This is a genomic window from Thalassospira sp. CH_XMU1448-2, assembly GCF_037027285.1.
Lineage (GTDB): Bacteria > Pseudomonadota > Alphaproteobacteria > Rhodospirillales > Thalassospiraceae > Thalassospira > Thalassospira profundimaris_C.
Genome location: NZ_JAYMEA010000002.1, coordinates 880,858 through 893,990, shown reverse-complemented (window position 1 = coordinate 893,990; position 13,133 = coordinate 880,858). Strand labels below are relative to the sequence as shown.

The 13,133-nt window shown below is 54.0% G+C and carries 12 protein-coding genes; 5 read left to right on the top strand and 7 right to left on the bottom strand.

Features of this window, described 5'->3' with window-relative positions:
* Positions 1–53 precede the first annotated feature (53 nt).
* The 5 genes from lexA to WA318_RS11495 all read right to left on the bottom strand — a co-directional run bounded on the left by lexA (position 54) and on the right by WA318_RS11495 (position 3,850).
* Positions 54–761, bottom strand: a complete 708-nt coding sequence (gene lexA, locus WA318_RS11515) for a transcriptional repressor LexA (RefSeq protein ID WP_114097385.1) — start codon at positions 759–761, stop codon at positions 54–56.
* A 155-nt stretch (positions 762–916) separates the two neighbouring features.
* On the bottom strand, positions 917–1,396 hold the full coding sequence (gene moaC / locus WA318_RS11510) for a cyclic pyranopterin monophosphate synthase MoaC (protein ID WP_336081191.1): 480 nt from the start codon (positions 1,394–1,396) through the stop codon (positions 917–919).
* An 18-nt stretch (positions 1,397–1,414) separates the two neighbouring features.
* The gene (gene trpC, locus WA318_RS11505; RefSeq protein ID WP_336081189.1) at positions 1,415–2,212 is read right to left on the bottom strand and encodes an indole-3-glycerol phosphate synthase TrpC; all 798 of its coding nucleotides are present in this window, start codon (positions 2,210–2,212) and stop codon (positions 1,415–1,417) included.
* On the bottom strand, positions 2,209–3,243 hold the full coding sequence (gene trpD, locus WA318_RS11500) for an anthranilate phosphoribosyltransferase (RefSeq protein ID WP_114097388.1): 1,035 nt from the start codon (positions 3,241–3,243) through the stop codon (positions 2,209–2,211). The genes trpC and trpD overlap by 4 nt, the downstream gene beginning before the upstream one ends.
* Before the next feature lie 34 nt (positions 3,244–3,277).
* A complete protein-coding gene (locus tag WA318_RS11495; protein ID WP_336081186.1) occupies positions 3,278–3,850 on the bottom strand; it encodes an anthranilate synthase component II in 573 nt (190 codons plus the stop codon).
* 271 nt (positions 3,851–4,121) lie between these two features.
* Between WA318_RS11495 and WA318_RS11490 the strand changes: the two genes are divergently transcribed.
* Entirely contained in the window at positions 4,122–5,330 is a 1,209-nt protein-coding gene (locus WA318_RS11490; RefSeq protein WP_336081184.1) for a divergent polysaccharide deacetylase family protein, read from the top strand.
* Positions 5,331–5,398: 68 nt separating this feature from the next.
* Here the strand turns inward: WA318_RS11490 and trpE are convergent, their stop codons facing one another.
* Both trpE and WA318_RS11480 read right to left on the bottom strand, forming a co-directional pair.
* The gene (gene trpE / locus WA318_RS11485) at positions 5,399–6,895 is read right to left on the bottom strand and encodes an anthranilate synthase component I (RefSeq protein WP_336081183.1); all 1,497 of its coding nucleotides are present in this window, start codon (positions 6,893–6,895) and stop codon (positions 5,399–5,401) included.
* 86 nt (positions 6,896–6,981) lie between these two features.
* On the bottom strand, positions 6,982–8,874 hold the full coding sequence (locus WA318_RS11480) for a peptidyl-prolyl cis-trans isomerase (RefSeq protein WP_336081181.1): 1,893 nt from the start codon (positions 8,872–8,874) through the stop codon (positions 6,982–6,984).
* Positions 8,875–9,204: 330 nt separating this feature from the next.
* Here WA318_RS11480 and tpiA point away from each other — a divergent pair, with 330 nt between their 5' ends.
* The 4 genes from tpiA (at position 9,205) to kdsA (ending at position 13,083) form a co-directional block, all read left to right on the top strand.
* The gene (tpiA, locus tag WA318_RS11475; protein ID WP_336081179.1) at positions 9,205–9,960 is read left to right on the top strand and encodes a triose-phosphate isomerase; all 756 of its coding nucleotides are present in this window, start codon (positions 9,205–9,207) and stop codon (positions 9,958–9,960) included.
* Between the two features lie 97 nt (positions 9,961–10,057).
* On the top strand, positions 10,058–10,393 hold the full coding sequence (gene secG, locus WA318_RS11470) for a preprotein translocase subunit SecG (protein WP_114097394.1): 336 nt from the start codon (positions 10,058–10,060) through the stop codon (positions 10,391–10,393).
* A gap of 125 nt (positions 10,394–10,518) precedes the next feature.
* A complete protein-coding gene (locus tag WA318_RS11465; protein WP_114097395.1) occupies positions 10,519–12,147 on the top strand; it encodes a CTP synthase in 1,629 nt (542 codons plus the stop codon).
* 78 nt (positions 12,148–12,225) lie between these two features.
* Positions 12,226–13,083 (top strand): 3-deoxy-8-phosphooctulonate synthase, encoded by an 858-nt coding sequence (gene kdsA, locus WA318_RS11460; protein ID WP_114097526.1) that lies wholly within the window; start codon positions 12,226–12,228, stop codon positions 13,081–13,083.
* Positions 13,084–13,133: the final 50 nt, after the last annotated feature.

The window sequence follows — 13,133 nt, the reverse complement described above, 5'->3', positions numbered from 1 at the left end:
GGATGCATCGCACACCGGGCGGTTTTCAAAAGCTGTATGGGAATGGACGGTGATCAGTATTGGCGCAGCAAGCCAACCAGACGTCCCTGAATGCGCACGCGGTCCGGTGACAGCGCACGGGTTTCATAGCGCGCATTGGCCGGTTCAAGCAGAACCTCGCCGCGGCCACGTTTAAGACGCTTGAGCGTGGCTTCGCTGTCATCGACAAGGGCGACGACAATCGTGCCATCATGGGCCTGTTCGCAACGCTGGATCAGCACCGTGTCGCCATCAAGAATACCGGCTTCGATCATGGAATCACCCGATACCTCAAGCGCATAGTGATCACCAGAACCAAGAAGGGCTGCCGGGACCTGCACCATGGTGCTTTGATCGCGCAGCGCCTCGATCGGGGTACCTGCGGCAATCCGACCATAAAGCGGTAGTGAAATGGCTTCTCCGGCCTCGGAAAACGCGGTTGGGACGGTTGCCGGACGGTGCGATGCCTTTCGCGCACTGGCAATGGATGTGACATTGTTTGGCGTTTCAGGTGCCTCGTCGTCACTGTTTTCCGGAAGCCGGATGACTTCCAGTGCACGGGCACGATGGGCGAGGCGACGGATAAAGCCGCGTTCCTCAAGCCCGGTGATCAGCCGATGAATGCCTGATTTGGATTTAAGGTTCAGGGCCTCTTTCATTTCATCGAAAGAGGGCGAGATACCGTGATCGCGAAGGTAATTGTCAATATAGACCAGCAACTCATATTGCTTGCGCGTCAGCATGATATTTCCCGAACCTGTAGCAAGAACAAAAAGGATACACAGATGTTCTACTTTAGTTCTTTTGCGCGGTCAAGCACCTGCGCATAAAAAGCACAGGACGGATGTCAGAAACGCGAAACAATGTCCTGAAACAGAAGGAAACCGGGGGAGCCCGATCAGTCGGCGATATAGGTGCCGGACTTTCCGCCTTCCTTGCGGGTGACACGAATATCTGTGATCTGCATCGCCTTATCGACCGCCTTGCACATATCGAAGACGGTCAGGGCCGCAACAGTGGCAGCTGTAAGCGCCTCCATCTCGACACCGGTCTTGCCGGTGGTCTTGCAGGTTGCCGTAATATCGACCCCGTCAATATCATCGGCCAGTTCAAGATCAACCGTTACCGAAGTCAGGGGAAGAGGATGGCACAGCGGGATCAGATCAGGAGTCTTTTTCGCCCCCATGATCCCGGCAAGCTGGGCAATGCCAAGAACATCGCCCTTTTTATGGCCGCGATCCGCAATCAGCTGTGCTGTTTGCGCAGACATCAGTACACGTGCCTTGGCAATGGCAATTCGGGTGGTATCGGCCTTGGTCGAGATATCGACCATGACGGCGTTACCACCTGCATCAATATGCGAAAGCTTGTCTGCCATTATTCTGTCTGTCGCCAATCAGGCCGCAAGGCCAAGAAGATTACGGGTTGCTGCGGTCACGTCATCCTGACGCATCAGGCTTTCACCAATCAGGAAGCATTGCGCGCCGACCCTAGACATGCGTGCAAGGTCTTCCGGGGTAAACAAGCCGCTTTCAGCCACCAGCAAACGGTCGTTATCAACCATGCCAGCCAGTTCTTCGGTCGTGGTCAGCGAAATTTCCATGGTCTTGAGGTTGCGGTTATTAATCCCGACCAGTCGTGATTTCAGTTTCAGCGCGCGTTCAAGTTCCGGTGCATTGTGAACTTCGATCAGAACATCCATGCCAAGGCTGTGCGCGGCATCTTCAAGTTCAGCCGCCAAGCCATCATCAAGGGCCGCCATGATCAAAAGGATACAATCAGCACCAAGCGCACGTGCTTCGGTGATCTGATAGGGATCAACCATGAAATCCTTACGCAATGCCGGAAGGTCAACAGCCGCACGTGCCGCCACCAGATAACTATCATCGCCCTGGAAATAGGGGACGTCAGTCAGAACAGAAAGACAGCTTGCCCCGCCAGCCTGATAGGCTTTTGCGAGTTCCGGTGGATTGAAATCCGGGCGGATCAGACCTTTGGACGGTGATGCTTTCTTGATTTCGGCGATCAGGCCGTAACGACCGTTCGCAACACTGGTTTCAAGGGCATTGATAAAGCCGCGCGGTGCTGACTGTGCCTTTGCTTCTGCTTCAAGCGTGCCAAGGGTTTTGCGCGCCTTGCAGGCTGCGACATGGTCACGTTTGTCGTCACAGATTTTTTGAAGAACGTCACTCACGCTGCGTTTCCTTCGTTGGTAATGGTAACAAGGCCCTGCAGCGTCTCTGCAGCCTTGCCACTGTCAATCGCATCGGACGCCTTTTTAATACCCTCGGCAAGATCGCTAGCAATCCCGGTAACCACAAGGGCCGCACCGGCATTCATCAGAACGATGTCGCGATAAGCGCCTTTTTTCGCCGCCAGAAGATCAGTAATAGCCTTGGCATTCACATCGGCATCCCCCCCCTTGAGATCCTCAAGAGTAGCCGTTTCAAAGCCGAAATCACCCGGTGAAATTTCAAAGGTCGTGACATTGCCGTTTTTGACTTCGGCAACAAAGGTCGGACCGGTGGTCGAGATTTCATCAAGTCCGCTATGGCCGTGAACGACCCAAGCATGTACCGATCCCAGACGGTTCAGCACATGGGCAACCGGTTCTACCCAGTCCTTGGCAAAAACGCCAAGGACCTGGCGTTTGGTCTTTGCCGGGTTGGCAAGCGGGCCAAGCAGGTTAAAGATCGTGCGGGTCCCCATTTCAACACGGGTCGGCATCACATGGCGCATTGCCGAATGGTGGCGGGTTGCCATCATAAAACACAGGCCGATCTCGCGAAGCGCCTTTTCCAGAAGCTTCATATCGGCATCAAGATTGACGCCAAGCGCCATCAATACATCCGCAGAACCCGATTTCGACGAAGCAGCACGGTTGCCATGCTTGGCAACAACAGCACCAGCCGCCGCCGCAACAATGGCGGCACCAGTCGAAATATTGAAGGTGCCACTGCCATCTCCACCCGTCCCGCAGGTATCAACTGCATTGTCAGGCGCAACGATGCCGGTTGCCTTTTCACGCATGACGCGTGCTGCGCCGGTGATTTCGTCAACCGTTTCACCGCGAATACGCAAACCCATCAGGAAAGCCCCCATCTGGGACGGGGTTGCCTGACCCGACATCAGCACATTGAAAGCCTGTTCGGCCATGCTTTCGGTCAGTTTTTCACCATCTGCGACTTTGGCCAGAATTGGCTTCAGATCATTATCAGTCGACATTCGGGTTTCCTCGGTTTGCGGTCCGGTGCGTTTGTCAGGCGCCGGTATAGTCGATAAAATTCTTTAACAATGCGTGCCCATGTTCCGATGCAATGCTTTCGGGATGGAACTGAACGCCATGAATCTGATGGGTTTTATGACGGACACCCATGATCAGACCATCTTCGCTTTCGGCGGTGATTTCAAGACTGTCGGGCAAAGTTTCGCGTTCGATCACCAAAGAATGATAGCGCGTTGCCTCAAACGGGCTTGGAAGACCGGCAAAGACACTGGTACCGGAATGTTTCATCGCATCGGTCTTGCCATGCATGCAATGGGGCGCACGGACAACCTTGCCGCCAAATGCCTGACCAATTGATTGATGGCCAAGGCACACGCCAAGAAGCTTGACCTTGCCAGCCGCAGCCTTGATCAAATCAAGACAGATACCTGCACGTTCCGGGTCACAAGGACCGGGCGAAATCACGATGCCCTCGGGCTTCATGGCAAGGGCCGCATCCACGGTGATCTTATCGTTGCGGCGTACTTCAACCTCGGGGCCGAGTTCGCGCAAATAATGCCACAAATTGAATGTGAAGCTGTCGTAATTATCGATGAGTAGATACATCGGAAGAAGCGCCTGTGCACATTAAGGTCGGCAGAGAATAAACGCCCTTGCCGCTACGTCAAGCGGAAGCAGAGTAAGGGTTTTCTCCTATGGCAGGTTGTCCGGTGATGCGCAGGTCCGGTCTCTTAACGGGGCGCTAACCAGAACCGTTTTAAAAACATTAAAACAACTGCCGACATGATCGGTCTATAATCACCATATGGGATGGAGCTGTATGCTATAATGTACAGCGCCTACGAGCGACCCACCAAACGATACTGGAGACCACCGCGTGGCACGCCGGGCAACGACCACCAAACGTAAAAAGGTGGCACCCAAGAAATCCAACCGCCAAAAGACTGCATCGAAAAAGAAATCGGGCGGTATCGGCCGTCTGATGCTGGGCGGTGCATTTGTTGCAGGTACTCTTTCTGCCATGATTGCCGTGGGCAGCATGCTTGAACTTGATCGCGCATCTGACGAATTCGGTCGGGCATCGGATCAACGCGCTCCTGATTACGCATTGGCCGAGCCGGAACAAAAACCGATGCTGCGCAAGGATTATCAGTTACCCGATAATCCGCCGCCCATGCAGGGACGCACCGGTTATCTGATTGATGAAAATGGCCGCACCACCGCAAATCAGGGGCAGGACGGACAGAACCTTTCGGATTTTGTCGGAACACCACAATCCAAACCCAAAGGCGACATTCTTCCGGGGGATAGTGGCAATGACGGACCCGCAATAACGGTCGGGCCGTCTGACAAGGATGCGCCCTGGCGTAAATTTGCGGCCCTGGCACCTGATGCCGGATCAAAGCCGGTCATTGCCATTGTCATCGATGATGCCGGGCTTGATCAGCCTCGCACGGCAAAAACCGTGGAACTTCCCGGGCCGATTACGATTTCCTATCTGCCTTATGCGCGCGATTTGCAGCCACAGGTCAATGCCGCACGCAAGGCCGGGCATGAGGTGATGTTACATATGCCAATGGAACCGTCATCGGCCACAGTTGATCCGGGACCACATGCGTTGTTGGCGACCTATGACCGACAGAAGATCGTCAACGAAATGAACTGGATGCTTGATCGCTTTGACGGATATGTCGGGGTGAACAACCATATGGGCAGCAAATTCACATCCGATCCGGAACGCATGCGGATTGTGATGGAAGTGATGAAGTCTCGCGGACTTCTGTTCCTTGATTCCCGCACCAGTGCTGCATCTGTCGGGTATTCGACGGCCAGCAAGTTCGGTGTTCCGGCAATTACGCGTGATGTCTTTATCGACGATGCCGACGATGCAGCCAAAATTGCCGATATGCTGGCCCGCACCGAACGTGTCGCCGCCAAACAGGGCTATGCCATTGCCATCGGTCATCCCCGTGATCTGACGATCAGTGCCTTGCGCAAGTGGATTCCGGAAATTGAAGCGCGCGGATTTGTTCTGGTGCCTGTGTCGGATATCTTGCGACGCTCGTCACGGAGTGTGACTGGATAAACCGATACCTGCTGTTCCAGGCTGATGCAACAAGGGCCGCAGTGATACGCGGCCCTTTGTTTATTGTTTCAGGAGAAGCGATATGCTTCGCGGGCCGCGGCCATCAATGCACCGGCCTTGTTGCGGCATTCCTTGTGCTCCAGTTCCGGTTTGCTATCAACGACGATACCGGCACCGGCCTGAATGTGAATTTTCTCGTCCTTGATCACGGCTGTACGCAGGGCGATGCAGGTATCCATCGACCCATCAGCCGAGATATAGCCGATACACCCGGCATAGATCCCGCGACGCACCGATTCCAGTTCATCAATGATTTCCATCGCGCGTACTTTTGGTGCACCTGAAACCGTCCCGGCGGGGAAACCTGCCTTAAGGGCATCCATGGCATCGTATTTCTCGTCGATTTGCCCGACGACATTGGAAACGATATGCATGACATGGGAATAATATTCGATGGTCTCGCGGTCTGTGACACGAACCGTGCCGGGTTTTGAAACACGGCCAACATCATTACGACCGAGATCAAGCAACATCAGATGTTCGGAACGTTCCTTGGGATCATCCAGAAGGTCTTGCGCCATAACCTTGTCATCTTCGGGCGTTTTGCCACGACGGCGCGTTCCGGCGATCGGACGAATGGTGACCTCGCCATCGCGTAACCGGACCAGAATTTCCGGGCTGGCGCCAACAACCTGAAAACCGCCAATATCAAGATAGAACATGAAGGGTGACGGGTTGATCCGGCGAAGTGCGCGATAAAAGGCAAAGGGCGGCAATTGATAGGGCAGCGTATAGCGTTGCGACAGCACGACCTGGAAGATGTCACCGGCCCGGATATATTCCTTGGCCTTGTCGACCATTTCGTAAAAGCCAGCTTCATCCACACTGACCTTCGGGTCGGGCAGGGTTTCGGGCACGGATTTCGAGCGACGGTCGATAAACAGGTTGCGCTGGAACTGCATCACCACATCGTTAAGCCGAGCACATGCCAGATCATAGGCAGCATCGGCACTGATACCGTCTTGCGGGCGCACTGGTGTGACGACGGTTACCGTGTCCTCGATGGTATCGAAGCTTGCGGTTACGGTCGGGCGAATAAATATGCCGTCTGGCACGCCAAGTTCGTCTTCGTTGCTGTCAGGCAGCTTTTCCATCAGGCGGACGGTGTCATATCCCATATAGCCAACAAGACCGGCACTCATCGGCGGCAGATTGTCGGGAAGCTTGATATAGCTTTCAGCAATCAGTTTCTTAAGGCTGTCGAGCGGGGCATCATCTTCATCGACAAAGGCATCCGCATCGGCCATGGCGCGACGGTTCAGATCAGCCTTGTTGCCAAAGCAACGCCAGATCAGATCGGGTTTCAAACCCAGAAATGAATATCGCCCGCGAACAGCTCCTCCTTCAACAGATTCAAGCAAGTAGGTGTTTGGCATACCTTCGGCAATCTTGAGGAACGCCGAAACCGGCGTATCGAGATCAGCCGTCAATGCGGTCCAGAGAACCTGCGAGACGCCCTTGTCATAGTTTTGCTTGAAGCTGTTGAAATCCGGTTTGATTTCCATGGTCTGTCCGATTGTTGGTCTTTATGTTGGCTCTTAATAAAAAGAAAAAGGGCGACCGGTTGATCCGGTCGCCCTTTGTGCTTGTATCAGTTAGCTGCTGTCGGAGCAAAAAGCTCGTTGATGACGGTGTTATTCACCGTGACCGAGATTTCGTCTCGCAGATAGCCAAGATATTGCGAAAGAATATCTTCGTTGATTGCCGATTTCAGTTCGTTACTGACCATAGATGCATCTGCCGTCTGGGCATCTGCGACCTTGATATTATCAAGGCGGACAATCAGGATGTCTTCCCCGGTCTGAATTGCTTTGGCCTTGCCATCTTCAAGAGTGAATAGGGCGGCAGCAACGGCCGGATTAACATTGTCGCCAAGACCCTGACCGGTACGTTTTGTCAGACCGCTTTCCATGACCTCTGCGCCATCTTCAGAGGCAACAGCGGCAAGATCTGCACCGTTTGAGTTGATGGTGTTGGCAAGCTCTTCTGCTTTGGCCAGCATCTGCTTCTGGCGTTCGTCAGCTTTCCATGCTGCGATGACATCGTCACGAACATCTTCGAACGGACGCAGGGCAGAGGGGGTGATGTTCTCGACGCGAACGACATAACGGGTACCGGTACCGGTTTCCTCAAGGAAGCTTTCTTCGCCGTTTTCAAGCTCGAAAATCTTCGCGTTGATTTCATCCGCACTGTCGATGTTTTCACCGGCAAGACCCTCGCCGCGAACAACCACGCTCAGCTTGTAGGTTTTTGCACCAACGTCACGGGCTGCGTCTTCGATCGGGGTACCTGCGCCAAGTTCCTCGTCAAACTTTGCCGCAAGGTCATAAATCGAGTCTTCTGCCTTGAACTGTTTCAGGCCGTCGACAATTGTGTCGCGTACTTCATCAAGGGACTGGGTGCTGCCCGGCGTAATCGACGTTACATGCAGGATATGCCAGCCAAGAGCCGTTTCAACCGGTTCGGAGTAACCGCCTTCGGGCAGGGCAAAGGTTGCAGCGCTCAGGTCCGGAAGAATGTCGTTGGCGGTGAATTCGCCAAGCTTGACCATCCCTTCATCCATGCCGGCTTCCTTGGCCGTCGCCATGAAGTCAGCCCCTTCCAGAAGCTTTTTATAGGCTTCGTGCGCAGACTGCTCGTCGCCCGGCGCAAACAGAATCTGTTCGACAACGCGTTTTTCCGGGGTCTGGAATTCTGCTTCGCGCTGTTTATAGGAATCAGCGATTTCTTCTTCAGTCACCGAGATTGTCGGGATCAGGTCCGCGGCACTGAGTGTCGCCAGCGTCACATCACGGCTTTCCGGCGCAGTAAACTGTGCTGCATTATCTTCGTGGAATTTGCGAAGGGTCGGATCATCGGCAACCGCAATATCATCAAATTCCGCACCATTGAGGGCAAAGAATGAACCACTACGCTGTTCGTTGCGATAGGCAACAATCTGCTTTGCCATCATTTCCGGAACCGCCGCAGTGCCGGTCAGGCTGCCAACAACCTGCTGGCTCATCAGATCGCCACGAACACCTTCGATGAATTCCTGTTCGGTATAGCCTGCGGTGTAAAGCGCCTGCAGGAAACGATCACGGCTGAACTGGCCGGTGGTCGGGTCCTTGAAATTCTCAGACGCGAAGATGGTGTCGCGCACTTTATCGTCGCTGATACCGATTCCCATAACCTTGGCGTCTTCTCGCAGCACTTTCTGAGATACGAGCGATTGCACCGTATTGTTCAGAAGACCCATCTGGATGGCCTGCTGCTGGTTGAAGTTCGGGCCGAATACATTCCGCATATTCTGCACGCTGCGCTGGAAGGCGCGGTCCAGTTCGACCGGGGTAACTTTCTGGCTGCCGATTTCGGCAACTTCACGCGACGTGCCAAGATTAAGCATCGATGCGTTCAGGCCCCAGATAACGAAGCTCAGTGCAATCACGCCAAAGATGATTTTGGCAAAGATTGATTTCGAAAATGTGCGAATGCCAGCAAGCATATGATAAGCCTAACAATTCGTGGTTTGGTGTCGATATAATGTATCGACAGGTTTTAATTATGATCGCCTTGGGACGCAAATCCCGACGAAATTGCCGGGCATCTTAATGGCGACAGGTAACAGCGGCAACAGGCGATTGCATAGAAGATCATAGCAATACCACACGAAATGCATGATCGCGTCATTTCCGGTACTTGGCCCGGTGCGGTGGACATGCTAAAAGCCGCTTCGAAATTGATCTTGTAACAGTTCGTAACCGGCGGGTTCGTCAATTATCGTTCTGTTATAAAACCAGAATGTCTGAAACTGACCAGCAAGAGGTATCCTCACATGACCCAACGCCGTCCCCTGATTGCCGGAAACTGGAAAATGAACTGTTTGCGTGCAGACGGTCTTGTGCTGGCGTCTGACCTGGCCGCAAAGGCGTCTGAAAAGGGTGCGCTTGGCTGTGATGTGCTTGTTTGCCCGCCTGCAACGCTTCTGTCCGAGGTGGTTGGTGTAACCAAGGATAGTGCAGTTGCCGTCGGTGGCCAGGATTGCCATGTGGCGACCTCAGGGGCGCATACCGGTGATATTGCTGCACCGATGCTTGCGGATATCGGTGCACGCTATGTTCTGGTTGGACATTCCGAACGCCGTGCGGATCATGGTGAAAGTTCGACCGATATTCGCTGCAAGGCAATTGCTGCGCATGATGCCGGTCTGGTTGCTGTGGTCTGTGTTGGTGAGACCGAACAGGAACGCGATCTTGGCGCGACGCTGTCGGTTGTGAACGGGCAGGTGGCTGTTTCTGTTCCGGATGGTGCGACCGCAAAGAACACTGTCATTGCCTATGAACCGGTCTGGGCGATCGGGACCGGCCGTACCGCCAGCGTTGAAGAAGTTGCCGAGGTCCACACCGCGATCCGCTCAGAACTTGTGAAGCGCTTTGAAGACGGTAACGAATTCCGGATTCTTTATGGTGGCTCAGTCAAGCCGTCCAATGCGGCGGAATTGCTGGCGCTCGAAGACGTCGACGGCGCGCTTGTCGGTGGGGCGAGCCTCAAGGTTGAAGATTTTTGGAAAATTATTGAAACTTGCGCCTAGCCAACAGCCATAAAACGCGTTAAATACGCATCAAATTTATGCCCGGTCCGGGCCAAACTGCGTTCGGATCGGAAGTTAGGACAAGAGTTTCGAGACCATGCAAACAGTCATTCTGGTAATCCACCTTCTTCTTGCGCTCGGCCTTATTGCCGTCATTCTCGTACAGCGCAGCGAGGGCGGTGGGCTTGGTATCGGCGGTAACAGCGGCGGCGGAGGCGGTGGCTTCGGCGTGATGAGTTCACGCGGCGCTGCGAACCTGCTGACCCGTACCACTGCGATTCTGGCAGGTGCATTCATGATCACCAGCATCATTCTTGCACTGCAGTCCAACAGCCATACCCGGCCAGCTTCCATTCTGGAACAGGCACCGGCTTCGGCCCCGGCGGTTACTGAACCCGCTGAGGATACCGGGCCCGCGGCTCCGACCCGCTAAACAAATTAACCGACGACACGAGGCGGCAAACTTGCCGCCTCAATTTTTGATTGTTGTATTCCCCGGTTCGTGATGCACTAAATGGCATTGAACCGAGGCTTTGTGCTTTGAGATGAGGCAAAGAAATGACTCGTTATATCTTTATTACCGGTGGCGTTGTTTCTTCGTTGGGCAAAGGCCTGGCTTCCGCTGCTTTGGGTGCTTCGTTACAGGCACGTGGCTTCACAGTTCGTCTGCGCAAGCTTGATCCGTATATCAACGTCGATCCGGGCACCATGAGCCCGTACCAGCATGGCGAGTGCTATGTGACCGAAGACGGTGCGGAAACCGACCTTGACCTTGGTCACTATGAACGTTTCACCGGTGTGTCTTCGCGCCGTTCAGACAACGTGACGACCGGCCGTATCTATTCCAACGTGATTGCACGTGAACGCCGTGGTGATTATCTGGGCGGGACCGTTCAGGTCATTCCGCACATCACCGATGCCATCAAGGAATTCGTTCAGTCTGATGCGACCGAGGATTTCGTCCTGGTCGAGATCGGCGGCACGGTTGGCGATATTGAAAGCTTGCCGTTCCTCGAAGCGATCCGTCAGATGGGCAACGAGCTTGGCGATGGCCGTACGCTGTTCATGCACCTGACCCTGGTGCCTTACATCTCGACCGCAGGTGAGCTGAAAACCAAACCGACCCAGCATTCCGTCAAGGAACTGCAGAGCGTCGGTATTCAGCCGGATATTCTGCTTTGCCGTTGTGATCGTGAAATTCCGATCAATGAACGCCGCAAGATCGCGCGTTTCTGTAACGTGCGCGAAGCAGCCGTCATTCCGGCATATGATGTCGACAATATCTATCAGGTGCCGATCAGCTATCACCAGTATGGTCTTGATAGCGAAGTTCTGCACCATTTCGGTCTGCAGGCGCAGGACCCGGATCTTGCTCCGTGGGAAAACATCTGCAACACCATCCGCAACCCGGAAGGTGAGGTCACGATTGGTATCGTCGGTAAATATATCCAGCTTCCTGATGCCTACAAATCCCTGACCGAAGCCCTGACCCATGGCGGTATCGCCAACAAGGTACGCGTTAATATTGAATGGATTGCGTCAGACGCCCTTGAAAAAGATGGCAACGTCAACGAAATCCTGTCGAAACTTGATGCGATCATGGTGCCGGGCGGTTTCGGCGAACGTGGCGCAGAAGGCAAGATCGCTGCTGCACGCTATGCCCGTGAAAACAAGGTTCCGTATTTCGGCATTTGCTTTGGTATGCAGATGGCCGTTCTTGAAGCAGCCCGCAACCTTGCTGGCCTGAAAGACGCATCCTCGTCCGAATTCGGTCCGACCAAAACACCGCTTGTCGGTCTGATGACCGAATGGGCAAAGGATGGTGGTTCGGTTGAGCGCCGTACTGGCGAAGACGATATGGGCGGTACCATGCGTCTTGGCAATTACGAGTGCAAACTGGTCGAAGGCACCCATGCACGCGACATCTATGGCAGTGCTACTGTTCTTGAACGTCACCGCCATCGTTATGAAGTTAACGTAAACTTCATGTCGCAGCTTGAGGAAAAAGGTCTTAAATTCTCGGGTCTGTCACCGGACGGGCGTTTGCCGGAAATCGTTGAATACCCGGATCATCCGTGGTTCATCGGTGTTCAGTTCCACCCGGAACTTCGTTCGCGTCCGCTTGATCCGCATCCGCTGTTCGTGTCTTACATCAAGGCCGCCAAAGAGCGCAGCCGTCTGGTGTAATCGACACGCAGTCTGACTGCGAGAAGGGTCCCTGGCTATAGGCTTGAATGGCCGAATGCTTGAATGAAAGTCATTGCAATGACCGAAATTAAAACTGTCAAAGTTGGCAATATCGAAATCGCCAATGACAAGCCCTTTGCCGTATTGGCAGGGCCATGTGCGATCGAAAGCCGTCAACATGCTCTGGAAATGTCGGCAGCCCTGAAGGAACTTTCCGAAGGGCTTGGTATCGGTCTGGTTTACAAAAGCTCGTTTGACAAGGCCAATCGGACCAGCACCACGTCAAAACGCGGTGTGGGTCTGTCCGAAGGTCTCGACATTCTGGCTGAAGTCAAATCGGTTACCGGTCTTCCGATTGTAACTGACGTGCATTTGCCAGATCAGTGTGCCGCTGTTGCCGAGGTTGCAGACATTCTTCAGATCCCGGCATTCCTGTGCCGTCAGGCTGATCTGTTGCAGGCAGCTGGCAAGACCGGTCGTGCGGTTAATGTCAAAAAGGGCCAGTTCCTGGCACCTTGGGACATGGTCAATGTGGCCAACAACCTTGCTGCGACCGGCAATGAAAATATTATGCTCTGTGATCGTGGAACCAGCTTTGGCTATAACACGCTCGTCACGGACTTCCGCGGACTTCCCACCATGGCCCGTCTGGGCTATCCGGTTGTCTTCGATGCAACCCATTCGGTCCAGCAGCCAGGCGGACAGGGCACCTCGTCAGGTGGCCAGCGCGAATTCGCGCCTGTTCTGGCCCGCGCAGCCGTATCGGTTGGCATCGCAGCACTGTTTATCGAAACCCACGATAATCCGGCAACGGCCATTTCCGATGGCCCGAACCAAATCCCGTTGAACAAATTACCCGAAGTTCTTTCGGTTCTGATGGAATTGGACAAAGTGGCAAAAGCCAATCCGGTTCGTCTGGATATGTTCGACGCATGATTTTCAAATGCCGCCAGTCATTCATTGGCGGCATTCTTTTTTGCTGTAAC